Source organism: Clostridium magnum DSM 2767 (assembly GCF_001623875.1).
GTDB classification, from domain to species: domain Bacteria; phylum Bacillota; class Clostridia; order Clostridiales; family Clostridiaceae; genus Clostridium_AM; species Clostridium_AM magnum.
Genome location: NZ_LWAE01000003.1, coordinates 457,525 through 479,893 on the forward strand (window position 1 = coordinate 457,525; position 22,369 = coordinate 479,893).

At 32.4% G+C, this 22,369-nt stretch carries 21 protein-coding genes, 2 pseudogenes and 1 riboswitch; of the genes and pseudogenes, 7 read left to right on the forward strand and 16 right to left on the reverse strand.

Going from position 1 to position 22,369, the window contains the following annotated elements; all coding sequences use genetic code 11:
- Window positions 1–93: 93 nt before the first annotated feature.
- A complete protein-coding gene (locus tag CLMAG_RS15570; protein ID WP_066624317.1) occupies window positions 94–1,200 on the forward strand; it encodes a bifunctional lysylphosphatidylglycerol flippase/synthetase MprF in 1,107 nt (368 codons plus the stop codon).
- A 96-nt stretch (window positions 1,201–1,296) separates the two neighbouring features.
- On the opposite strand, the gene CLMAG_RS15575 is transcribed toward CLMAG_RS15570, so the two are convergent.
- The 3 genes from CLMAG_RS15575 to CLMAG_RS32490 all read right to left on the reverse strand — a co-directional run bounded on the left by CLMAG_RS15575 (window position 1,297) and on the right by CLMAG_RS32490 (window position 2,560).
- Window positions 1,297–1,707, reverse strand: a complete 411-nt coding sequence (locus CLMAG_RS15575; protein ID WP_066624323.1) for a bacteriohemerythrin — start codon at window positions 1,705–1,707, stop codon at window positions 1,297–1,299.
- A 140-nt stretch (window positions 1,708–1,847) separates the two neighbouring features.
- Window positions 1,848–2,312, reverse strand: coding sequence for a PIN domain-containing protein (locus CLMAG_RS15580; protein WP_066624325.1), 465 nt, complete (start codon window positions 2,310–2,312; stop codon window positions 1,848–1,850).
- A gap of 104 nt (window positions 2,313–2,416) precedes the next feature.
- Window positions 2,417–2,560, reverse strand: coding sequence for a hypothetical protein (locus CLMAG_RS32490; protein WP_161486982.1), 144 nt, complete (start codon window positions 2,558–2,560; stop codon window positions 2,417–2,419).
- Between the two features lie 167 nt (window positions 2,561–2,727).
- On the opposite strand from CLMAG_RS32490, the gene CLMAG_RS33005 reads away from it, so the two are divergent.
- Window positions 2,728–2,886, forward strand: coding sequence for a hypothetical protein (locus CLMAG_RS33005; RefSeq protein WP_169809805.1), 159 nt, complete (start codon window positions 2,728–2,730; stop codon window positions 2,884–2,886).
- A gap of 138 nt (window positions 2,887–3,024) precedes the next feature.
- Here CLMAG_RS33005 and CLMAG_RS15585 read toward each other — a convergent pair whose 3' ends face one another.
- Window positions 3,025–4,497: a protein adenylyltransferase SelO gene (locus tag CLMAG_RS15585; RefSeq protein WP_066624327.1), complete on the reverse strand. Its 1,473-nt coding sequence runs from the start codon at window positions 4,495–4,497 to the stop codon at window positions 3,025–3,027.
- Between the two features lie 402 nt (window positions 4,498–4,899).
- Here CLMAG_RS15585 and CLMAG_RS15590 point away from each other — a divergent pair, with 402 nt between their 5' ends.
- Window positions 4,900–6,543, forward strand: a complete 1,644-nt coding sequence (locus CLMAG_RS15590; RefSeq protein WP_066624336.1) for a histidine kinase N-terminal 7TM domain-containing diguanylate cyclase — start codon at window positions 4,900–4,902, stop codon at window positions 6,541–6,543.
- 107 nt (window positions 6,544–6,650) lie between these two features.
- Here CLMAG_RS15590 and CLMAG_RS15595 read toward each other — a convergent pair whose 3' ends face one another.
- The 3 genes and pseudogenes from CLMAG_RS15595 to CLMAG_RS30840 all read right to left on the reverse strand — a co-directional run.
- The gene (locus tag CLMAG_RS15595) at window positions 6,651–7,427 is read right to left on the reverse strand and encodes a sporulation protein (RefSeq protein ID WP_066624339.1); all 777 of its coding nucleotides are present in this window, start codon (window positions 7,425–7,427) and stop codon (window positions 6,651–6,653) included.
- A 155-nt stretch (window positions 7,428–7,582) separates the two neighbouring features.
- Window positions 7,583–8,131 (reverse strand): annotated as a pseudogene (locus CLMAG_RS15600) (family 1 glycosylhydrolase); the annotation flags it as partial.
- 161 nt (window positions 8,132–8,292) lie between these two features.
- Window positions 8,293–8,514: pseudogene (locus CLMAG_RS30840) on the reverse strand (PRD domain-containing protein); the annotation flags it as partial.
- Between the two features lie 91 nt (window positions 8,515–8,605).
- Here CLMAG_RS30840 and cooS point away from each other — a divergent pair.
- Window positions 8,606–10,525, forward strand: a complete 1,920-nt coding sequence (gene cooS, locus CLMAG_RS15605; RefSeq protein ID WP_066624341.1) for an anaerobic carbon-monoxide dehydrogenase catalytic subunit — start codon at window positions 8,606–8,608, stop codon at window positions 10,523–10,525.
- A 214-nt stretch (window positions 10,526–10,739) separates the two neighbouring features.
- Window positions 10,740–12,311: an FAD-dependent oxidoreductase gene (locus CLMAG_RS15610; RefSeq protein ID WP_066624348.1), complete on the forward strand. Its 1,572-nt coding sequence runs from the start codon at window positions 10,740–10,742 to the stop codon at window positions 12,309–12,311.
- A gap of 129 nt (window positions 12,312–12,440) precedes the next feature.
- Here CLMAG_RS15610 and CLMAG_RS15615 read toward each other — a convergent pair whose 3' ends face one another.
- The gene (locus CLMAG_RS15615) at window positions 12,441–12,869 is read right to left on the reverse strand and encodes a DUF2935 domain-containing protein (RefSeq protein ID WP_066624351.1); all 429 of its coding nucleotides are present in this window, start codon (window positions 12,867–12,869) and stop codon (window positions 12,441–12,443) included.
- Between the two features lie 195 nt (window positions 12,870–13,064).
- On the opposite strand from CLMAG_RS15615, the gene CLMAG_RS15620 reads away from it, so the two are divergent.
- On the forward strand, window positions 13,065–14,096 hold the full coding sequence (locus CLMAG_RS15620; RefSeq protein WP_066624353.1) for an alpha/beta hydrolase: 1,032 nt from the start codon (window positions 13,065–13,067) through the stop codon (window positions 14,094–14,096).
- 122 nt (window positions 14,097–14,218) lie between these two features.
- Here the strand turns inward: CLMAG_RS15620 and CLMAG_RS15625 are convergent, their stop codons facing one another.
- The 4 genes from CLMAG_RS15625 to CLMAG_RS15635 form a co-directional block, all read right to left on the reverse strand.
- Entirely contained in the window at window positions 14,219–14,479 is a 261-nt protein-coding gene (locus tag CLMAG_RS15625) for a MoaD-like domain-containing protein (RefSeq protein WP_242873046.1), read from the reverse strand.
- Between the two features lie 14 nt (window positions 14,480–14,493).
- On the reverse strand, window positions 14,494–14,619 hold the full coding sequence (locus CLMAG_RS34355) for a hypothetical protein (protein ID WP_278330740.1): 126 nt from the start codon (window positions 14,617–14,619) through the stop codon (window positions 14,494–14,496).
- 20 nt (window positions 14,620–14,639) lie between these two features.
- Complete coding sequence (locus tag CLMAG_RS15630; protein ID WP_066624357.1) at window positions 14,640–16,556, reverse strand: cell wall-binding repeat-containing protein; 1,917 nt, start codon at window positions 16,554–16,556, stop codon at window positions 14,640–14,642.
- A gap of 283 nt (window positions 16,557–16,839) precedes the next feature.
- A complete protein-coding gene (locus CLMAG_RS15635) occupies window positions 16,840–17,274 on the reverse strand; it encodes an RrF2 family transcriptional regulator (protein WP_066624360.1) in 435 nt (144 codons plus the stop codon).
- A gap of 216 nt (window positions 17,275–17,490) precedes the next feature.
- Window positions 17,491–17,603, forward strand: a riboswitch (SAM riboswitch).
- 113 nt (window positions 17,604–17,716) lie between these two features.
- Between CLMAG_RS15635 and metA the strand changes: the two genes are divergently transcribed.
- Window positions 17,717–18,634 (forward strand): homoserine O-acetyltransferase MetA, encoded by a 918-nt coding sequence (gene metA / locus CLMAG_RS15640; protein WP_066624363.1) that lies wholly within the window; start codon window positions 17,717–17,719, stop codon window positions 18,632–18,634.
- A 35-nt stretch (window positions 18,635–18,669) separates the two neighbouring features.
- Here the strand turns inward: metA and CLMAG_RS15645 are convergent, their stop codons facing one another.
- From CLMAG_RS15645 to CLMAG_RS15660, 4 genes are all read right to left on the reverse strand, one after another.
- Complete coding sequence (locus tag CLMAG_RS15645; RefSeq protein WP_066624372.1) at window positions 18,670–21,189, reverse strand: FAD-dependent oxidoreductase; 2,520 nt, start codon at window positions 21,187–21,189, stop codon at window positions 18,670–18,672.
- A 34-nt stretch (window positions 21,190–21,223) separates the two neighbouring features.
- Window positions 21,224–21,511 carry an ArsR/SmtB family transcription factor gene (locus tag CLMAG_RS15650; protein ID WP_066624374.1) on the reverse strand — a complete coding sequence of 96 codons (288 nt, stop codon included), beginning with the start codon at window positions 21,509–21,511 and terminating at the stop codon, window positions 21,224–21,226.
- A gap of 77 nt (window positions 21,512–21,588) precedes the next feature.
- Window positions 21,589–21,945: a C-GCAxxG-C-C family (seleno)protein gene (locus CLMAG_RS15655; RefSeq protein ID WP_066624376.1), complete on the reverse strand. Its 357-nt coding sequence runs from the start codon at window positions 21,943–21,945 to the stop codon at window positions 21,589–21,591.
- A 39-nt stretch (window positions 21,946–21,984) separates the two neighbouring features.
- Window positions 21,985–22,305: a rhodanese-like domain-containing protein gene (locus tag CLMAG_RS15660; RefSeq protein WP_066624378.1), complete on the reverse strand. Its 321-nt coding sequence runs from the start codon at window positions 22,303–22,305 to the stop codon at window positions 21,985–21,987.
- Window positions 22,306–22,369: the final 64 nt, after the last annotated feature.

A 22,369-nucleotide genomic window follows, 5' to 3' on the forward strand; every position in this document is an offset into this window, starting at 1 on the left:
GAATTACAGCTTCTCACTAATACCTTTTTATGTTACAATATCGAAGTATATTTACTTGTGCGTACCAATTAGATATTTATAGGAGGAACTTAAATGGAACAATTTGCGAAAGAACTAATAACTAGACAAGGCTCCTCCAGCGCAGGAGAAACATGTCATAAATGGAGTTATGCAGCTAAATTAGTGCAACAGTATGGAGTAGATTCACTAACTTATCTTACTTTAGAGAAAGATAAGAATCATTTCTTTGGGTTAAACACAGAAGGTTTCATTGCTTATGTAGTTATAGATAAGATAATAATTTGTATGGGAAACCCAGTTTGTTCAGAATCTAATATGGAAGGATTATTCGAAGAGTTCTTAGCCTTTTGTAGAATGAAAAGATGTAGAGTATGTTTTTGCTCAATCAGTAAGGAATTTTCAGTGTTTTTAAAAAAGCATGGATTTCTAATATCAAAATATGGTGAAGAGGCCCTGTTAGATTTAGATATTTATGACCTAAAAGGCAGTAGTAAGTTAAAATTAAGGCAGAAACTAAAGAGAGCTGAAAAAGCTGGGATTACAATATTAGAGTACTTCCCTCAGAAGCTGAGAGACTATAATCTAGAGCAGAAAATAGTACAGATATCAGAAGAATGGCTTACAAATAAAAATGGAAAGCTAGGATTTACTTTGGGAGAATTAAACTTGGACACTCCTCTAGCTAGAAGATACTTTGTTGCAGTTGATGAAAATGATGATTTGCATGCAATTTTGATGTTTTCCCCTTTTGATAATGGACAAGGATATTTTCTAGATGTTATGAGAAGGAGCTCAAACTCAGTTCCAGGTGTAATGGAAAAATCCATTGTTGATGCCGCTATGAGGATGAAGAACGAAGGAGTTAAGATAGTTAGTCTTGGACTAGCACCTCTTGCTGGAATGTTATCTGAAAAAGAAAGTTCTACCTTCCTTGAAAGAGGAATGGACTTTGTTTATAAAAACATTAGTCAAGGTTATAACTTTAAGGCACTTCATGATTATAAGAAGAAATTTGCACCCACTCGCTGGGAACCAAGATATATAGCACACGACTCTAGACTTTCTCCAATTAAAGTTGCTTATGTAATGATTAAAGCAAGAAAAAGTGAAGGTATTTGGAAGCAGCTCATATTAGGATTATGGGAAGCTAAAAAGATCTTTGCAATTAAAAATAAGTAAACTCTCTATGAATTAGAATAATAGTTTATTCAACTTTATATGTAATAAAGTCCCCACCTATTATTTTAGATAGGGACTTTGTTATATACTGTTAAGCTATTTTTGCTTTAAATAATCAGCGTACTTTCTATCTGATACCATAATGTGGTTAGTAATCCACTGTGATAAGAAATCAAGAAGTTCTAATATAGTTTTTCTTTGATTATCATCAATATCCTCCCTTGAGGCTATTGATTTTATTTTATATATATAATAATAATGCTCTTCTTCTTGATCATGAAGTTCTTTGTAATTAAGTTCTTTTAACATTTTTTCCTCATAACTGAAATGATATTCTGTATATTCTAACAGCTTATCAATTACGGTCATTATTTCATCATAATGATCATATCCATCATCCAATATAGCGATATCATAAACCTCGTCTCCTATTTCTAAAAGTCTTTTATGTTGAGCATCAATTTCATCAATATTTAAACAATAATCTTCTTTCCACTTAAATGACATTTCCAGTCCTCCTAAAATAAAATAATAATTAATTAATATTCATTATCAATATATAATATTTATATTCTATCAAAAGTAATATATAAATTCAAGACAAAAATTTATTCCTTATATCAATCTTTAATTAGTTATCTGTTTGACTATAATAAGTCTTCAATAAATTCTCTAAAATTTAAAACCCTATAGGAATCCAAAACATGCTTTGCACTGTTTATCATTTTTTTATCATCAGTAACTAAAATATAGTCTTTATGTTCTTTACAAATACGAATAAGGCTAAAGTCATTTACAGAAATTTTATTTCCATTAACTAAATACATGTTACTATTAGAAGTATGCTTAATAAAGTCACTATATGTATTAATTTCTGTAGATTTACTGTTATCATTATTTATAATATGGTTGAGTAACTTTATAAACCTATTTGAAAGTATAGGAACTCCCCCTATTTCTTTAAACTCTTTTCTAGATAACTCACCTGCTATATCTTGATGAATTTTAAAATCCATTTCCTCTGATTTTTCTATATCATCTAATAGAGTAGGATATTCTCTCCAAATTTTTATTACTATGTTAGTGTCTAATAAGTATGTTCTTTTAATCATCTCTCCTATCAACTCCTATATCTATTATTGCTTAGTCCTTTATTCTTTATTAAATGTTTTAGTTATAATAAGTAAACATTTTTTTAATGAAAAGAAGCCTACTTCTAGGCTCCTCTAAATACACTTAATTCTAACTCTATCATTTTATTATATTCTTCATGTGTTGCTACACTATTTAATTCTCTTTCATTATATATATTATACTTTTCCATAAGTGACTTAACATATCTATCTCTTTCAGATTTCATATTCAACACTCCTCGTATAATAAAACCTTTATCCATAATTGTTTATTTTCATTATATTCATTTTTATTAAAAATGAAGCAAAAGCCTTACATTAATGTTTACGTTTTAATCAATCAATATTTTTTCTATAAGTTGTAAATAATATTATAGAGAAAGGAAGTGGATCTATGAGCAAGGAAACTATGCCCGAAGGATATACCTTTAGCAATTTAACAACAGAAGAGCTAAAATCCATTAGAGAAGCTGAAAAACAAATAAATCAGCAGCATGACAGTAATCTTTACCTAATTGCCTATGATAAGACAGGCAGACCGGAGCAGGAATAAAGATTTCCGGATAAATGTAACAACCGTACTGAATTTTTGTACAGTACGGTTCATTTTGGTTTTTATTCTTGATCCTTATAATTCTATCTTAGCATCAAATTCAGTTTTGGTTGCATTCCATAGGGCTCCATCTTTTGATTAAGTACCGCAAAAGGTTCGGTAAGGACGCTCTGATTTCCCAGGCAGTATGGAATACTCACCCTGTTCTGGTGAATGGGCGTAAGGACAGGAAAGAACATTAAGAAGTCTATCCATTACGCTGTAGTCTCCATGTTTCACTGCTGCTTCTAGTGCCTCTTCTACTCGATGGTTACGAGGGATTACTGCCGGATTACTTCTTTGCATCAGCTGTTGTGAGGAGGCTTTTGATTCTTGTTGTCTGCCTACTCTTGATTGCCACTGCTCTCTCCACTGAGCAAATTCCGAAGTATCAAACAGTTCCATGTCTGAGAACTTATCAAATGTTAATCCACGGAAGGTATTTGTATAGTCCCCGTGATACTTGTGCATAATGGTGAGGAGACCTTCAATAAGGGATTCATCTTCCGGCTCTTCGTTAAAGATTCCTAGTTTTGCCCTCATTCCCGCTAACCAATTACTGTGATACAACTCAGTAAAATCTGAAATAGCATCCTGAGCCAGTTTGATAGCCTCATCCTGATTATCATGAAGTAATGGCAATAAAGTTTCAGCAAACCTCGCTAAATTCCATGCGGCAATTTGTGGCTGTTTACCGTAGGCATACCGACCTCGGACGTCAATGGAACTGAATACCGTTGCCGGGTCATAGGTATCCATAAAAGCACAAGGACCATAATCAATAGTTTCTCCACTAAGGGTCATGTTGTCGGTGTTCATGACTCCGTGAATAAACCCAACCAGCTGCCATTTTGCAATCAGCGTAGCCTGGCGCTTAATTACTTCTTTAAGCAATGAAAGATAAGGTTTGTCATCGGCAACCTCTGGAAAATGTCTTTGTAATGTGTACTCTGCTAAGGTGCGAAGTTCTTCAATGTTTCCCCACTCTGCCACGTATTGAAATGTTCCCACTCTCAGATGGCTGGCAGCCACACGGGTAAGAATTGCACCAGGCTGCTCGGTTTCACGAATTACTGATTCACCAGTTGTTACCACTGCTAGGCTGCGAGTTGTGGGAATATTAAGCCCATGCATTGCTTCACTGATAATGTATTCGCGAAGCATAGGCCCAAGTGCTGCACGACCATCGCCTCCACGGGAATATCTCGTTCTACCTGAACCCTTAAGTTGAATATCAAACCTCTCACCTGAGGGAGTAATCTGCTCCCCAAGCAACACAGCTCGACCGTCACCCAACATAGTAAAATGACCAAATTGATGTCCAGCGTAAGCTTGTGCAATAGGTGAAGAACCAACTGGAATCTGATTGCCAGCAAACTCCTCTAAACTATCATCATTTTGTAGGGCCCGAACATTTAATCCCAAGCATGTGGCCAAAGTATGGTTCAAAACAACTAATTTTGGTGAGTGTACAGGAGTTGGGTTAGTCCTGGTAAAAAGTGATTTTGGCAGTTGAGCATAACTGTTATCTAAATTCCACCCGGTTCTTATTAATTCTTTTGTCTCTGTCATGGTATCTCCCTTCCTTTTTTATATTTTTGTATTCAAATTTTCTCTTTTGCATGAAGTAAGAATGCTAATTATTCTATGATTTTTTTAATTATCTACTCTCTATAATAAACACAACTCGCCCTTTTTAGTGTCTACTTCTGATAATTTATTATACCCTTTGAACAGCAAGATGTGCCTTTAGATAAAATACCAATTTATGAGGAAGTACAAATTATACTATAAACGTGCTATACTAAAGACATAAAAGTCAATATAAAATGTAAGGAAAAAATATAAAGGTCTTTTGTTTTAAAAAACTCAAAGAAACAAAAGTTATTAATGATTAAATAGGAAATTCCAGCCCACTATATATGAAGTAAATTATTTAGTTTAAAGATAGCTGTATTTAGTAGGAGGTAATGTATGGGCATCAGTGTAATATTAGTACTAATATCTACAATTATAATTTTAACATCTATAATATATGTTGGTACAAGAAAAAGTAAAAAGCAATTTCATTATGTATATATGATGCTAGTGTCAAGTGTACTAATTTGGTGTATAGGAGCATTAGGAGAAGTAGCTACTGAAGATGTATACCACTTTGATCCATTTATACAAACATGCAATTATTTTGGTATAGCACTAGTATCAGTATTCATACTATTGCTAGGAGTAGTTTTTACACATACAAGAATAGTAATCACATCGAGGTTTGCATTACTATTTATATTGCCTATAGGGTCAGCAATAGCAGTTGCAACAAACGAAAGACATCATTTATTCATGAAAGTATTTTGCATAATAATTAAAGATGCAGTACTAGGTCCTTTAATGTGGGCTCATTATATTTATTGTTACATATTCATAGCAATAGGAATGAGTTATTTAATAAAGTACGCAGTAAATAATTCAGGGCTTTTTTCAAAGCAAGCAATGACACTTGTGGCAGGAATGTGTACACCATTAGCAATCAATGTTTTAACATCATTTGGCATAATAAGCGGAGGTTGTTACTCAACAATACCCGGTATAGTTATAATGATACTTCTAATTGGGATTGCAACGTTAAAGTTAGATATGTTTAACATTGTACCCATTGCATTACAGAAGATAGTAGACCATATATCGGATGGATTTATAGTAATAGACGAAAATAGAAAAATAATAGATTCTAATAAAGCAGCTCAGCTTTGGCTTAGTGATAAGCACGAAATAAGAAGAAATCAAGATTTTAAAGAATTTATGGATTCATTAAAAATAGAAAATCTAGATACTAGCAAATTACTAGATTATATAAAAATGTCTTTTGAGAAAAAAGATTCAATAAGTTTTGATACATTAATCAAGTTCGAAAATGGAATCTGTTACTTTAATATTGAAGTAACTCCTATGTTTAGTAAAAATAAATATATAGGAACAATAATACTATACAGGAATACAACAAAATATATAGAAAATTTACAGATGATCAAGGAGTATCAGCTTTTGCTCGAAAATAACTTAGAAAAAGTGACAAGGGATAAACAGGAACTATTAATTAGAAGTGCCATTATGGAGAAAATGTCTAAAACCGATGCTTTGACAGATATGTACAACCATAGGACATTTCAAGAATATTTCGACACTATAATAGACCAAGCTTCAAGGGCTGACAACAGATTTCAGTTAGCCTTATTAGATATTGATAATTTCAAGAAAATAAATGATACTTTCGGTCATAGTGTTGGTGATATTATCCTTAAACGTATCTCAAGTATAATAAAAACAATGGTTACAGTAGATGACATTTCCGCTAGATATGGTGGGGAAGAATTTGCATTAATATTAACAAACAAAACACTGGAACAATCCCTAGCATTACTAGAATCAATAAGAAAAGCAATACAAGATGAGAGCCATATAGAGTTAAACAGCAATGTCACCGTAAGTGTTGGTGTACATGAATACTATAAGGGTGAACCAAAAGAAGAACTCTTTAATAAGGCAGATGAAGCACTTTATAAAGCCAAGCACAGTGGTAAAAATAAAATAGTTGCATCAACAGTATATAATTTAGGACTGTAAATAGATTTCTATAATCTCATGCCTATTTAATAGTCCAATATTTGTCTTAAAAACCTCACTTCACCATTTTAAAGTGAGGTTTTTTAAACTCTTAATGAAGTGTAAACTTAGCAATAGCTATTAATTGTATTTTCTAAGATTTGTGCTACATAACTACTTCCTTGTGATGCATCATAGTTAGTAATTGTAAGTCTTATATATGATTCATCTAACCCTACTGCTTCTTGTATAAAAGAGCTAAAACCTCTCACCCTTCTATCAACCTGAATAAAAAGGTTAATTCCCTCAACATCTGGTAAAAAAGTAATCTCTACTTCATCTAACGCTCCCCTAAATGCTGATTGAGGTACAAATTCAAACTCTTGCAAAAAACCGCCTTGACCTCCAATAATATACCCTGATTTACACTCTACTTCTCTCAATCTAAAGCCTAGCACATTTATCATTGCGTCTAAGATAACTTCCATTGTATGACTTGGTTTAATATTTACATAATCTCTATCTTCAGGATCTATTGCTAGTGGAATTTCTAACTCTGTCTCTACCCACACATTTCTTTGATTCATACTAATTGGTGTATGGTCAGGTACTCTAAAGGTAAAAGGAATTTGTTTCTTCTCATTAGGATTAACTAGTATATCTCTACCTACTATTAATTTTTCTAAAGTTGCTGTATGTCTTTCTTTACGATCATCTACTTCTTTAGTATACTCTGTCTTAAGTTCTACTTCTACCCTGTTGATATTTTGCTCTACGGAGCCTCCTATAATATTAACAACACCTTGTATGTCTTCTCCAATCCTTACAGTGGACTGTGAAAGCACAGTATTTACTTCAGCGCCACCAACACCTACACTTGATAATATTTTTCTAAATAATCCCATCCTATCTCCTCCCTTTTTTAAATCAATTTTACTTAAAATTTGATTCCTATATTTTAAATAGTAATGTTATTATAGTATTTTATCAAGTATAAATTATTTTTTTTAAATATATTAACATAATTAGCTTCTTAGCTTGTTAACTACAGATAAGCTTTGTTTTCTCTAAAGTATCTTTCTGCAAAACTTGGATAAGCCCCTCTCACTTGAACATCTGAACATAAGAAGTTGCTTAAGTTATCCTTTTGCTGAGCTAGTAGTAAATCCTCTGGATTGCATGTAAGTGGATAAGAACACATATAAGCAATCATATAGCCTATTTTAAATTCCTTATTAATTTCATGTCCCAGTTTTACTGCCTTTGCACTTGCTATGAACTGATGATGTAATGCCTGGAATCTAATCTACTCGTTATCTCCAGTAGTACTAGTAAACTCTCCATTGCCCTGAGGCATAATTACACCAGCCAAAAATGTTCCAAAAGGCATTGTTAAGCAATTAATTTCATTAAATGTCAACCAATACTTTACAACATCTTTGTATCTATTCAAGATAACATCGCAATACCTTACATAAAAATCAATTACTCTTCTATCTGCCCAACCATTGTATTCTCTAGTAAGATTAAAAGGTGCCTCGTAATGTGATATTGTAACCAATGGTTCAATATTGTACTTCTTTAATTCAGCAAAGACGTTATCATAGAATATTTATCATTTGTTATCTCCTTTCATATTTTTATATTATTGTTTTTATATATAAAAAAGACGAGACCAAATACATATAGAAAAGTGTATAAAATACAGCTTCTCTATGTATATTTTGGTCTCACCTGCTTTACCAGTAACAATCCATAAATTATTTAATTTTATCTTTGAGTCATATGCTGAATATGGATAGTCAAATACAACTTTTCCTCATCGGACAACTCTGTTTCTAGGTATTTTTCAACCTTAAGCATACAATTATAAGCTTTTTTATATTTTTCTTTAACTTTCCTTAATAAAAAATCATCTTCTGGTTCAGTTTTTTCTCTTTTATTTAATCGCTGAAAGAAGAATCTTAGATGTGTTACAAATCTTTCATAGTAAATATTAAATCTTTCTACATAAAAATTTACATAATAAAACTATTATGTGGGAAAACTTACTACTGATAAAATTTAAAGGAGTGAACCTGTTATGAGTGAAACTATATTAGAAAAATCAGAAGGCAGAGTTAGTTATCATGACTCTGTTGAAGAAATGCTTGTAAGAATTAGGGAGGACGGAATGTCAAATGTTTTTGACAGATATGCTTCTCAAGAAAAAATCCGTTGTAACTTCTGTCTTCAGGGTTTAAGCTGTCAGCTATGTTCCAACGGCCCTTGTAGGATAAGTGAAAAAAGTGGTCAAGACAAAGGTGTTTGCGGAATAGGACCAGATGCAATGGCAATGAGAAACTTCTTACTTAAGAATATAATGGGAGCAGGTACATATAGCCATCATGCTTATGAAGCTTTCCGTACATTGAAGGCTACAGCTGAGGGAAAGACTCCATTTACAATTACAGATGTAAATAAACTTAAATGGATGTGTGAAAAGGTCGGTATAGATACCAATCAAGAAATTAATGATATGGCAATTGAACTTGCTACTTTACTTGAAGATCAACAACATATTGGAGTAGATGACCACAATATAATGGTTGAAGCTTTTGCTCCAAGAAAAAGAAAAGATGTTTGGAAGAAACTTGATATCTATCCTTCGGGAACTATCCACGAAGAACAAAACTGTGTAGCAAGTTGTTTAACTAACGTAGATGGTAGCCATGTGTCCTTAGCAATGAAAGCTTTAAAATTGGGAATAGCTACCATATACAATACTCAAATAGGACTAGAGATGGTTCAAGATATTCTTTTTGGAACACCAAAACCACATGAAGTAAATATGGATTTAGGAATAATGGATCCAGACTATGTTAATGTGGTATTCAATGGACACCAACCTTGGCCTGGAGTTGCAACAATATTAAAAGCAAGAACAAAAGAAGTTCAAGACATGGCAAGGGCTGCTGGAGCTAAAGGCCTTAGAATTGTTGGTTCTATAGAAACTGGTCAGGAATTGCTTCAAAGATTTGAAATAGATGATGTTTTTGTAGGTCATATGGGAAACTGGTTAACAATCGAGCCATTGTTAGCTACTGGTACTGTAGATGTATTCGCAATGGAAGAAAATTGCTCACCTCCTGCTATAGATATGTATGCTGAAAAATATCAAATTACTTTAGTTGCTGTAAGTACAATAATTGACTTACCAGGAGTTAAATACAAAATTCCTTATGACCCATCAGAAGTTGATAAAATGGCAGATAGATTAATTGAGCTTGCCATAGAAAACTTTAAAAAGAGAAAAGAAAGAAAGATTGAAGCTAAAGTGCCTAAAAAAATACAAAAAGCAATAACTGGCTTCTCTACTGAGGCAGTTTTAGGTGCTCTTGGCAATAAACTAGATCCATTGGTTGATGTAATATCTGCTGGGAAAATCAAAGGTGTTGTAGCTCTAGCAAACTGTTCAACCTTAAGAAATGGTCCTCAGGACTGGGTTACTATAAATCTCACAAAAGAACTTATAAAAAGAGATATATTAGTTGTTGCTGGTGGATGCGGAAACCATGCTTTAGAAGTTGCAGGTCTATGTACCCTTGAAGCTGCTAATGAAATAGCAGGAGAAGGCCTAAGAGAAGTTTGCAATCTATTAAAAATCCCTCCAGTACTAAGCTTTGGAACCTGCACAGATACAGGTAGAATCTCCATGCTTGTTACTGCTTTAGCAGATCATTTAGATGTAGATGTTTCTGATCTTCCTATAGCTGTAACTGCACCAGAATGGATGGAACAAAAGGCTACAATTGACGGTATTTTCGCAGTAGCTTATGGTACTTATACTCACTTGTCACCTGTTCCTTTCATGACAGGAGCTTCCCAATTAGTAGAACTTCTAACCGAAAAGGCTGAAGATGTAACTGGCGGAAAGGTAGCGCTTGGTGATGATCCTGTTCAAGTTGCAAAGAACATCGAGGCTCATATAGTTCAAAAGAGAAAAGCATTAGGATTAAGTTAGTATTGAATCACAGAATTTAAAACAAGAAAGTCTTGGGTGACGTTCCCAAAGGCTTTCTTAAATTAATGATTCCTATTTGAATCAATCTCCTTTACTCATTTAGCTATCATTAGTAATTATGTTATTGAATATATACATAAATATTTATCTGTAGCACATGATAAACATAAGTTATTAAAATTATTACTGATAATTTTTAAAGGAGATCTTATAAATGAATAAAGGAAATTTATCCAACTTTGATGTTTTTTCTAGTACTCACGAGCCATATTGGATTACTTCTACTTCTAAAATGGATTATCCTACACTAAGCGAGGATATTAATGTGGATGTAGCTATAATCGGAGGAGGTATGGTTGGAATCACCTCCGCTTTTCTTTTAAAAAGAAAAGGTTTAAAGGTTGCTATAGTCGAAGCAAATAAAATTGCCCACGGTACTACAGGACATACAACTGCAAAGATAACTTCTCAGCATAATTTAATTTATGATAAAACAAAAAGAAAAATGGGTGATGAAAAAGCAAGGCAATATGCAGAGGCAAATGAATCTGCAATTCACTTTATTGCAGATTTAATTAAGGAAAAAAACATCGATTGTGACTTTTGTTGGCGTCCTGCTTATGTATATACTCAATCCGATGAGTACATAGAAAAAATTGAAAAAGAGGTAAAAGCTGCTTCTAGTCTAGGAATAAAAGCTTCATACTTAGATAAAATCCCTCTCCCCTTTGATATCAAAGCTGCTGTCCGCTTTGATGACCAAGCACAATTTCATCCATTGAAGTATTTATTTGAACTTGCCAAAGAAATACCTGGTGATGGAAGTTATATTTTTGAACATACAAAAGTTGTTGATGTTGATGATAACGATAACAAAAATTGTATAGTATTAACAAACCAAGACAAAAAAATATCCGCATCTAAAGTTATTGTAGCATCTCATTATCCTTGTTATGACGGACTTGGAATGTACTTTGCAAGGATGTATGCAGAAAAATCCTATGTATTAGGAGTTAAAGTTAGAGGGCCATTTCCTGAAGGTATGTTTATAACTGCTGAGGATCCAGGACGTTCTCTCCGTTCTCAAAAACTTAATGATAGTGAAATTATACTAGTAGGTGGGGAGCATCATAAAACAGGTAGTGAGAAAAATACTAATGTTCACTATGAAAACTTAGGTAATTTTGCGAAAGAAACCTTTGATTTAGAAAGTATACTATTTAGATGGTCAACACAAGATTGTATGCCTGTAGATAGTATTCCTTATGTTGGATATATCACTTCAAAAACTTCTAATGTCTTCGTGGCAACAGGTTTTGCTAAATGGGGTATGACAAATAGTACGGCATCAGCAATAATTTTAACAGGCCTGATTACTAAAGGTGAGAGTCCATGGGAAGGAGTATATAATCCATCAAGGTTTAATATAAGTTCAGTACCTAAGTTAGCATCCTTTAATTTAAATGTGGCATCTACCCTTATAGGAGGTAAAATTACCCCTGTACCGGATGATCTAGAAATTAATAATGGAGAAGCCAAGGTTATTAGCGTAGATGGTGAAAGAGTAGGGGCTTACCGCGATGAAGATGGAAAACTGCACATAGTTGATATTACTTGCACACATTTAGGTTGTGAATTAGTATGGAATGAAGCCGAAAAAACTTGGGATTGTCCTTGTCACGGCTCTAGATTCAACTATAATGGTGATAATGTTGAAGGACCTGCGTTTAATCATTTAAAGCACCAAGGTGAAGGACATAACAAAAAAGACCCAAATATATTTTAAAATAAGCCCCACATTTGGGGCTTATTTTACTTTTTCCATTAATGTTTTCCTGATAATTCAGGTTCCCTTCTAGGATTTGTAAAGCTAGGCTCTGTAGACTTAGCTTTTCTATATATAATGTTTAAAAAACTATCTTATTTGTTGCCTTAAATCTTTAAACAATTCAAGCATAAAAGTTTGTTCATCAATAATATGCTTAACCAACTCCTGCCAAGCTTCATTTTCTTTCCCAAATCTCAGCAATTGAGGATAAAAGGATAAAGCATTAGTATCATGAATTAAAAACTCATTGATTAGTCTTTTTATATTTGCAATATGTCGTCCATATAGGGCAGGATTAGCATTTACAACTCTTTTTAAGTATACTACATTATTATATAGTCCCATAAATTCTTTATGAATCTCCTCAAGCTTATCCACTGTATCCTTTGGTAAATTTATTTTAGAGAGAGCAGCTACAGTCTTAAGAAAAGTTGGATGGTCGCTAGAAATGTGGGTCCACAATTGAAGTTCATTAAAGATACAAGCAAATTGATTTATATAGGTATAACAGTACATAGTTTACCTCCTGATAAAATACACACAATATATTATATGTATTTTATATAAAAGGGTGATTAAAACTTACCTTTAAAGCAATTAATAAAAATGCTCTCATAATTTTAGGTATATAAAAATAAAATCAGTGAAAAATACATACATAAGTCTAGCTTTTTTATTATAGAATTTTCATAATGTGTGGAGGTAAATAAAATGAAAAAAACTATAAAGATAATATCAGTTATTATATTTATACTTATTATATCTGGTTTTTTCATTGTTAAGAATTTAAACAAAGCTAGTGATGGTAAGCTTAATCTGTATATTTCCGCAAATCTAAAATTGGACAAAATTCTTAATCCCAAATCACTTAATGGTAAATCAATAAAGGAAATTAGAGAATATTTAAATACTCAGTCAACTAGATGGTCTAATAAGCCTATACCATTCTTTAATATTAAAAACATTACTATCGAGATAAACTCTGAAAAAATACCGGTGCGTATATATACGCCTAAGTCTGAGAGCTCTCTTCCTATAGTTATCTATTCACATGGTGGTTTCTGGATAGCAGGAAACCTTGATACTCATGATAGTATTTGCAGAAAGCTTTCACAAAATACAAATGCAATTGTAATATCTGTAGACTACCGCCTTGCTCCAGAAAATCCTTTTCCAGCTGCTCTCACTGATGTATATAATGTACTTAAATGGGCTTATGAAAATTCAGAAACTTTAGATGGAGATAGAAACCATATAGCTATTGTAGGAGATAGTGCAGGCGGAAATCTGTCTGCTGCAGTTTCATCAATGTCACGAGATAACAATGGTCCTTCAATCGATTGCCAGGTATTAATATATCCTTCTACAAACATATTTGAACTTAACAGCAAATCCTGGTCTTATTTTGCTAGTAGATTTAATATTTCAAAGGAAGACATGGAAAAATACATATCAGTATATGTACCCAAAAAAGAAGATAGAAAAGATCCTTACGCATCACCTCTACTAGCTGAAGACTTTAGTAAACTACCTGATACACTCATAATAACAGCAGAAATTGATCCCCTTCGGGATGAAGGAGAGACTTATGGAGAAAAGTTAAAGAAAGCAGGAATTCAAGCGGAGGTTACTCGATATAACGGTGTTATTCACGGATTCATCGGAATGGGTAAAATTACAAATAAAGCAGATAAAGCCTTAACTCAAATTTGTCTATATCTTCAAAAAGAGTTTAAAAAATAAGCATCAGTATATCTACTGATGCTTATCTAACAGAGTGCTAGTACAACTCATTTATTATATCATCATATTACTAATATCTTATAACGTTACTACTTTAAGTTTTCAGAAGAATATGATATAGTCTACCCACCGGCTCTGAGAAAGTTTAAACGAAATTCAGCAATGAACTCATCAAATTTATCTTCCTCAACATTAAAAGTAATTAAAACATGATGTATTCTTAATGAACCAAGCATTCTCCAAGTTTCTGAACCTACCAGTACCTCCCAGTAAAATCCTTTAAATGTTTCTTGATCTTCCGTCTTACCTCCGATCTTGAGAAAGTATTTTACAAAATCTTCTCGGTAAATTCCACCCATTTCAAGAGTCTTAGTTTTTAGCATTATATCACCTTCCGTCATAAATTAATAAGATAATCTATTTTACCATATGTTTCTACAACTTCTCTAGCAAAACTTTTAAGGATAGCTTTTCCTGAAATATCACCACAGAAAAATAAGGCAATGATACCTTTAAATATCATTGCCTTATTATTACTACTATCTACCTATTAAGCTTCGTTCCAATTACCTTCCAATAATCAGAGGTTTCCAATCCTAATCTCCATATGGAAATTCCTGATAGATTATAATCGTTGACAATATCCAATTTGTATCCAATGCTTGTACTATCTTCAAACCACACAGTATGATATATACCAGAACTATCAGTATATTTATAGTAGGAACTCTTTGAAACTGGATCCCATTTAATCTCAGCACCGTATTTAGAAGCCACACTATAGGCTTCGCTTAAACTATAGGATTTTGCTTTTGTTCCATTTGATGGCCAATCATAAGCATAGGCAGCTAGTCCCAGAACTACTTTTTCTTTTGGAATTACTTTCACTGTATACTCAACTACTTTTTGTACCCAACTTATAGGTGCTATTGATCCCGGATCACCACCAGCCCAATGGAAATCATAAGCCATTATAATTACTTTATCTGAATACTTGCCGATCTGTGCGTAATCAAATGCTCCGCTCCAACTATCTGCTGGATTGTCCCAAGTCTTAGCTGGAATAGCTACTGTTACTAAAAGTCCTTGGGAATGGAAAGCACTATAAAGTTCACTCATAAAAGTTGTAAAATGATTTCTATTATAAGAGTATATTCCTTCTAAATCTATATTTACACCTTTATAATTATTTTGTTTTACAGCCTGAAGAAGGTTGTTTATTAATCTTTGTCTATTTTGAGAACTTTCCAGCAAGGTCTTAGTAATGTTGCCATCAAAATAATTTGCTACCATTGCATAAGTTACAATATTATTACTATTTGCATAGCTTAATTGCTTGCTAGGAATATACCCTTTTATATTGCCTAGGCTATCTGTTGAATAGGTGTCTGTAGCAATTTCATCTATATAATTTGAGTAATTAGATAAAGAATTATAGGATGAATTGTCTCCAATAAAATAATAAGTAGTATATCCTAATACAGTTTTTGAAGGATTTATAATTTCTTTAACTAAACTATCTGATATAACTCCTGTTCCACCTAATATTTTAAATAAGGATATTGAGTCAATTTTTGATCGGATTAATGACCGAGATTTAAAATCACTAGAATTGGTCAGTATAACTGGTGCTGAATCCTTGGCAGCAGCAGCAGAACCGCTTAGTGCATCCGGGAAATTTTGACCATAGGTTAAATACACTGTGCTAAAATTTAGACTACCTAAAAACTCATTTATAATATTCACATTTGTTTCATATCTATCCAAACCGCTCAATCTTTTGGCATTAGACAAAGTATTCATAATACTATCACTTACTACAGCGGTTCCTCCTACTACATAATAACTATTCGTACTATTATTATCTATGAAGTTTTTAACACTATCAGGTAATACTTTATCTGTTGTAAGTAATATAGGCATTTGCTTAGCAGCTGCAATGGAGGCTATGGATAAAGCATCTGGAAAGTTTCCTCCAGAAGCTAGTATTATACCATTACTTGTACCTATAAGTTCTGCAACTTTTACACTTGTCTCATATCTGTTTTGACCACTTATACGAGTAACCTGTACATTAATACCTTTTAACTCTTCTTCAACTGCTGGTAATATTACCCCTGTCCCACCTACTATCATAACATTTTTTGCCTTTAGTCTCTTAATCTCTTCGTAAACTGAGGAATTTAACTTATTACCCTCTGTTATTAAAATAGGTCCATTATATTTTTTTGCCAGTGGTGCCGCAGAAATAGCATCTGGAAAGTTTTCTCCTGAAACTAAAATAACATAATGTGATTGTGCCCAACCATCTTGAGAAACCTTTACTGCCGTTTCATACCTGTCAGCTCCTCCTAGTCTTATATTTGGCGGAGATGGTAAAGCAGCTTGAACAGGAAACATTACAAAAAATACAAATAAAAAGCAGTTTAGCAATATCATTAACTTTCGTTTATTTAACATATTTCATCTCCTAGTTATACGTATTATATATGATAATTATCGTACTAGCAGACTATAAATTTATGATTATATTAATCCATATAAGTAAAATATTAGAACAAAAGTAATATTTAAGAATAAAAAAAAGAATATACACACGAACCTTTCATAGTCCCTATATTCTTTCCGGTTTTAATATTAAACTAAAGCTTCTAATAGATGTTTTTACTATTATATAAAACAAAAGAATAAGTGAATCCCACTAAAATAATGAGAAAACTTACTCTCCACTGAATGTAATTGATTAAATGAAATATATAAAATTATTTGATTCACTCTTATACTTGTTAACTAAATCTTCTAAATTTATAGAATCAAAATAATCATTTATATTTTTATTTATTACATCCCATAGATTTTCGTTTATGCACTTTTCTAAATTGTCAACAACACTAAGATTCTTAACATCTACTAAGACTAGGTCACCTTCTAAAACTCTTAGTATTTCTCCAATAGTTATTTCGTTGGTAGGTTTTGATAATGAATAACCACCTTGAGCCCCTTTTCTTCCTATTACTAAACCACTTTTTCTTAAGGTTGAAAAAATCTGCTCTAAATATCCTTCTGAAATATTCTGTCTTGCAGAAATACTTTTTAATGTAACTACTTCAGAATTAGAATACATAGCAATATCAACCAGTGCTTTTAATCCATATCTACCTTTAGTTGAAATCTTCACAAAATCACCTTTTCTATCAATCTTATAGTTTCAATAACATTATATAAATATTATATAAAAAAATCAAATTCTAAATGAAATTTCCTTTAATTTCAGTAAAATCACCACACCACTATGAACTGCTATGAAAAACATCTTGACATTTTATGAAAAATGCTTTAGCATATTTATTAATTAGTTGTTCAATTTGTTCATTTTAAAAGTTAACATATTATGTTCTTATCAAGAGAGGTGGAGGGACAGGCCCTATGAAACCCAACAACCAGCATTTATATTTAAATGTAGCGGTGTTAATTCCTGCAGAATGTGTTTATTCTGAAAGATAAGAAGAATAGCAAATATTATAAATAATCTATGATATTTCAAGGCTGTTTTTCTTCTTTTAGAAAAACGGCTTTTTATTTTATTAATATTTCTAAAAATTACATTGGAGGTTAGCGTAATGCCTGTAAAAATACCTGATAATTTGCCAGCTAGTAAAATTTTAAGTGATGAAAATATATTTTTAATGTCTGAAAGCAGGGCTTCTAGCCAAGACATACGTCCATTAAAAATTGCTATTCTAAATCTTATGCCTACTAAAACAACAACTGAAGTTCAGCTACTTAGACTACTTGCAAATAGTCCCTTGCAAACAGAAGTAGTATTGCTGCACCCAAAATCCCATATACCTAAAAATACTTCCGAAGAATATTTGGAGACCTTTTATAAGACTTTTGAGGATATAAAGAATAGTAAGTTTGATGGATTGATTATTACAGGTGCTCCTGTAGAACAAATTCCCTTTGAAGAGGTTGATTATTGGAATGAGCTTACACAAATAATGGATTGGAGTTTATCTCATGTATACTCTACACTTCACATTTGTTGGGGTGCTCAGGCCGGATTATATTATCATTATGGAATCCCCAAATATCCTTTAAAGGAAAAAATGTTTGGTGTTTTTGCTCATAAAATTGTGGAAAAAAACACAAGATTATTGTTAGGCTTTGATGATATTTTCTATGTCCCTCATTCAAGACACACAGAAGTTAGACGTGAAGATATTGAGAAAGTAGATAGTTTAAAAATACTAACAGAGTCTGATGAATCAGGAGTTCATTTAGTTGCAGATAAAGGTGCCCGACAATTTTTTATTACGGGACACTCTGAATATGATGCCCTAACATTAAAGGCAGAATATGATAGAGATATAGCAAAAGGCTTAAATATAGATCCACCTAAAAATTACTTTCCTAATGATGATACTTCAAAAATCCCTGAAATAAAATGGAGAGCACATGCAAATTTATTATTTTCAAATTGGCTCAATTATTTTGTATATCAAGAAACTCCATATGATTTAAATGAAAGCCTATAATAAATGCGTTGGTTAACAAAACCAACGCATTTATATTATATAAATAAGTTAACATTAGAATCTTCAGCTTCTCCTAGGTAGTATCCTACTCCTCCTACCTTAACTCCATCTATTAGCTCTTCCTGTTTAAGTCCCATTACGTCCATACTCATCTGACATGCAACTATTTCTATTCCACTGTCAATAGCTGATTGGATTAGTTCATCTAGTGAAGAAACGTTTTTGTTCTTCATTACCATTTGCATCATTTTTGTTCCCATTCCAAGCATATTCATTTTAGAAAGCTTTAATCTTTTAGCTCCTCTAGGCATCATAAATCCAAACATGTTATCCATAAAACCTTTTGTAACACTAACTTTTTCATGCTTTCTTAGAATATTAAGTCCCCAGAAGGTAAAGAACATTGTAACCTTTTTGCCCATAGCAGCTGCTCCATTGGCTATTATAAAAGATGCTAAAGCTTTATCCAAATCTCCACTGAATACAACTAAGGTCTTATTGTCTTTCTGTGTAATAGTACCAGCATTAACTGACATATTATTTTCAGCTACTTGTTTTTTATTGCCTTTTCTTATATAAGCAATTATATTACCTTTATCCTTTTCTCTGCTTAGTAACTCATTATTAGTTTTTTCACACCAAGATTTTATATCCTCATAGAAGCCTTGATCCGATGCTGTAGCCTTTAATACTTCCCCTTCTTTCATATCCTGAACAGTTGTGTTAACACGCATTAAAGGTCCTGGACAACATAGTCCACAAGCATCAAGATTTTTGTCAAAGTCTCCTTTTTTATATGCTTCAGCAGCTTCTTTATATTCATTTAAATTACTTTCTAAACTTACATCACAAGACTTTCCTTTTAAATTCATAGAACCGCCCTCATCATTCTTATTCATTACAACATCCTTTGGTTTAAACTTACTCATAGTATAAGTCTTATACCCACCAGTTAAGTTCTTTACTTTAAATCCATTTGCCCTTAAAATTCTTCCGGCTATATATCCTCTAAGTCCTACCTGACAGTAAACTAATATTTCTTTAGTTTTATCTAACTCATTCATTCTAGCTCTTATATTAGTTGAAGGTATATTTATAGAGCCTTCAATAGTACCGTTACTAGCTTCTAATTCGGTTCTCACATCTACAAGCTGAGTATTATTTTTATCTCTATTATCTATATCTTCTGTAAGTATTACTTCCTCTTTACCTGTTAGGATATTTTCAGCGATGAATCCAGCCATATTTACAGGGTCTTTAGCTGAAGAATAAGGTGGGGCATATGCAAGCTCCAGCTCTGCTAAATCATAAATTGTACCGCCAAGCCTCATAGTTACTGCTATATCATCTATTCTCTTATCTACTCCAACATATCCAAAGGCTTGTGCTCCTAATATTTTTCCTTCATTATTAAAAATAAGCTTTATTGTCATTGGAGCTGCACCTGGATAGTAACCAGCACTCGAATTAGGGTGAAGATATATTGCCTTATAAGGTATATTCTTTGATTTTAATGTTCTCTCGTTGTTTCCTGTACTTGAACCAGTTAACCCAAATACCTTTATTATAGATGTTCCCATAGTTCCCTTATAAACTGAATTTAGACCAGATACATTGTCTGCTGCAATTCTTCCCTGTTTATTTGCTGGTCCAGCAAGTGCAATGGCAGTTTTGCTTCCATTTATAAAATCCACTACTTCTATAGCATCTCCTACTGCATATACACTTTCAACATTAGTTTCCATTTTATTGTTTACTATTATATGACCTCTAGGACCAAATTCTATGCCTGTCTCTTTTAAAAATGCTGTATCTGGTTTTACTCCTATAGCAAGTATAACTATATCTGCATATAAAGTTTTTCCGCTATTTAGAACTACACTTAAGCCAGTTCCTTCCTCCTTAAATTCCTTAACTCCATCATTTAGTACAATTCCAACACCGTTGTCTTCTAATTCCTTCTCAGCAAAAGCTACCATCTCTGAATCAAAAGGTGCTAATATATGTGGTGCTCCCTCTACTAAGGCCACATTTAAACCTCTTTCCTTAAGGTTTTCTGCCATTTCAACTCCGATGAATCCTCCACCAATAACAACTGCATTTTTTATATTTTCCTTATCTACATAAGCTTTTATTCTATCAGTATCAGGTACATTTCTTAGGGTAAATATCTTGTCACTTTGTATTCCTGGTATAGGAGGCTTAACAGGAGATGCTCCTGGTGATAAAATTAAATAGTCATAGTTCTCTTCATATTCGCCCTTATCTTTGCTATTAACCTTTACTTTTTTACTTTTAGTATCTATCGCCACTACTTCACTATTTACTCTAACATCAATATTAAAGCTTGCATTCATTGCCTCAGGAGTTTGTACTAATAGTTTTTCTCTTTCCTTTATAGTTTCACCTATATAATAAGGTAATCCACAGTTTGCAAAGGATATATACTCCCCTTTTTCAAACAATACTATTTCTGCATTTTCATCAAGTCTTCTAAGTCTTGCTGCCGCAGATGCCCCTCCTGCTACTCCACCTACAATTAATACTTTTTTCATATACATTCCCTCCAAATATAAATATTATAATAATTTATTTCTCTCCGCTTAAAAGCATATTGATCAAATTAGCCACTTTTTCATTACAAACCCTATAATATATTTCAAGACCACTTCTTCTACCTTCAATTATTCCCGCAACTCTAAGCTTTTGTAGATTCTGAGAAATAGTTGACTGAGGAACATTTAAACAGTTTTGCATATGACTAACGTTACATTCTCCGTTATCTAGTAAACCTTTTACTATACAGATTCTTACCGGATGTGCTAGTACTTTAAGTATTTCCGCCGTTTCAATATATTTACTAATATCCTTATCCATAGTTTTTCCTCCTCTCGAAGTTTTATATAATCGTAACATCTATATATAGCGATATAATAATTAAAAAAAACTATTTTTTAAAGTATTTTATTTAAAGTTTCATATGTGTAATCTATAATTTCAGCACAACTAACACCATTTTTCTTTAAATCCCTGCAAAGTTCTGTTCCATATTTTTCTTTTATGTTCATCATTAATTCTTTTGTATACTTTCTAGCTTCATTGGTTTCATCGTTGCTTTCTCTTCCCTTTAATGAGCTTACTATTACTGCTGCTCCTCCTACCGCTCCACATAAACTTCCTACAGTATACCCAGTCCCCATACTGCTGCCAAGACTTATTGGTATATTAGTATTATGCTCTTCATTGTAACTTTTTATTATAGCTTCACCACATGTATAACCTTGTTTATGATATTCTGATGCTTTTGTCATATTAACAACTCCTTAGTTTTATTAAACATTTTTATATTGTTATCTTGCTAATGCTCCTTTATAACTGCTAGTTCCTCCAGATACATTTACTATATTAAAACCCATCGCCTTTAACTTTCTATAGGTGCTTATGCTTCTTCCACCAGACTGACAAATTATATAATACTCCTTATCCTTATTTAAATACTTATCTGGTTCTGATAATATTTTACTCATAGGAATATTTTTAGCTTTTGGTAAATGTCCACTCCTATATTCATAAGTTTCCCTTATATCTATTAAATTTATTCTCCCTAATAAATCCTTTAACTCATTAACATTTATTGAATTTACTCTATTTCTATTGAAAAATGAAAACATACAAATCATCATCCTTTTTATTTATAATCTTTAGGATTAGTTACAATATCAACCTTTCATCATT

Bases quoted from the DNA above. Each gene is read 5' to 3' on its own strand.
- CLMAG_RS15570 (WP_066624317.1), top strand. From the start codon at position 94: ATGGAACAATTTGCGAAAGAACTAATAACTAGACAAGGCTCCTCCAGC.
- CLMAG_RS15575 (WP_066624323.1), bottom strand. From the start codon at position 1,707: ATGTCATTTAAGTGGAAAGAAGATTATTGTTTAAATATTGATGAAATT.
- CLMAG_RS15580 (WP_066624325.1), bottom strand. From the start codon at position 2,312: ATGATTAAAAGAACATACTTATTAGACACTAACATAGTAATAAAAATT.
- CLMAG_RS32490 (WP_161486982.1), bottom strand. From the start codon at position 2,560: ATGAAATCTGAAAGAGATAGATATGTTAAGTCACTTATGGAAAAGTAT.
- CLMAG_RS33005 (WP_169809805.1), top strand. From the start codon at position 2,728: ATGAGCAAGGAAACTATGCCCGAAGGATATACCTTTAGCAATTTAACA.
- CLMAG_RS15585 (WP_066624327.1), bottom strand. From the start codon at position 4,497: ATGACAGAGACAAAAGAATTAATAAGAACCGGGTGGAATTTAGATAAC.
- CLMAG_RS15590 (WP_066624336.1), top strand. From the start codon at position 4,900: ATGGGCATCAGTGTAATATTAGTACTAATATCTACAATTATAATTTTA.
- CLMAG_RS15595 (WP_066624339.1), bottom strand. From the start codon at position 7,427: ATGGGATTATTTAGAAAAATATTATCAAGTGTAGGTGTTGGTGGCGCT.
- cooS (WP_066624341.1), top strand. From the start codon at position 8,606: ATGAGTGAAACTATATTAGAAAAATCAGAAGGCAGAGTTAGTTATCAT.
- CLMAG_RS15610 (WP_066624348.1), top strand. From the start codon at position 10,740: ATGAATAAAGGAAATTTATCCAACTTTGATGTTTTTTCTAGTACTCAC.
- CLMAG_RS15615 (WP_066624351.1), bottom strand. From the start codon at position 12,869: ATGTACTGTTATACCTATATAAATCAATTTGCTTGTATCTTTAATGAA.
- CLMAG_RS15620 (WP_066624353.1), top strand. From the start codon at position 13,065: ATGAAAAAAACTATAAAGATAATATCAGTTATTATATTTATACTTATT.
- CLMAG_RS15625 (WP_242873046.1), bottom strand. From the start codon at position 14,479: ATGCTAAAAACTAAGACTCTTGAAATGGGTGGAATTTACCGAGAAGAT.
- CLMAG_RS34355 (WP_278330740.1), bottom strand. From the start codon at position 14,619: ATGATATTTAAAGGTATCATTGCCTTATTTTTCTGTGGTGATATTTCA.
- CLMAG_RS15630 (WP_066624357.1), bottom strand. From the start codon at position 16,556: ATGTTAAATAAACGAAAGTTAATGATATTGCTAAACTGCTTTTTATTT.
- metA (WP_066624363.1), top strand. From the start codon at position 17,717: ATGCCTGTAAAAATACCTGATAATTTGCCAGCTAGTAAAATTTTAAGT.
- CLMAG_RS15645 (WP_066624372.1), bottom strand. From the start codon at position 21,189: ATGAAAAAAGTATTAATTGTAGGTGGAGTAGCAGGAGGGGCATCTGCG.
- CLMAG_RS15650 (WP_066624374.1), bottom strand. From the start codon at position 21,511: ATGGATAAGGATATTAGTAAATATATTGAAACGGCGGAAATACTTAAA.
- CLMAG_RS15655 (WP_066624376.1), bottom strand. From the start codon at position 21,945: ATGACAAAAGCATCAGAATATCATAAACAAGGTTATACATGTGGTGAA.
- CLMAG_RS15660 (WP_066624378.1), bottom strand. From the start codon at position 22,305: ATGTTTTCATTTTTCAATAGAAATAGAGTAAATTCAATAAATGTTAAT.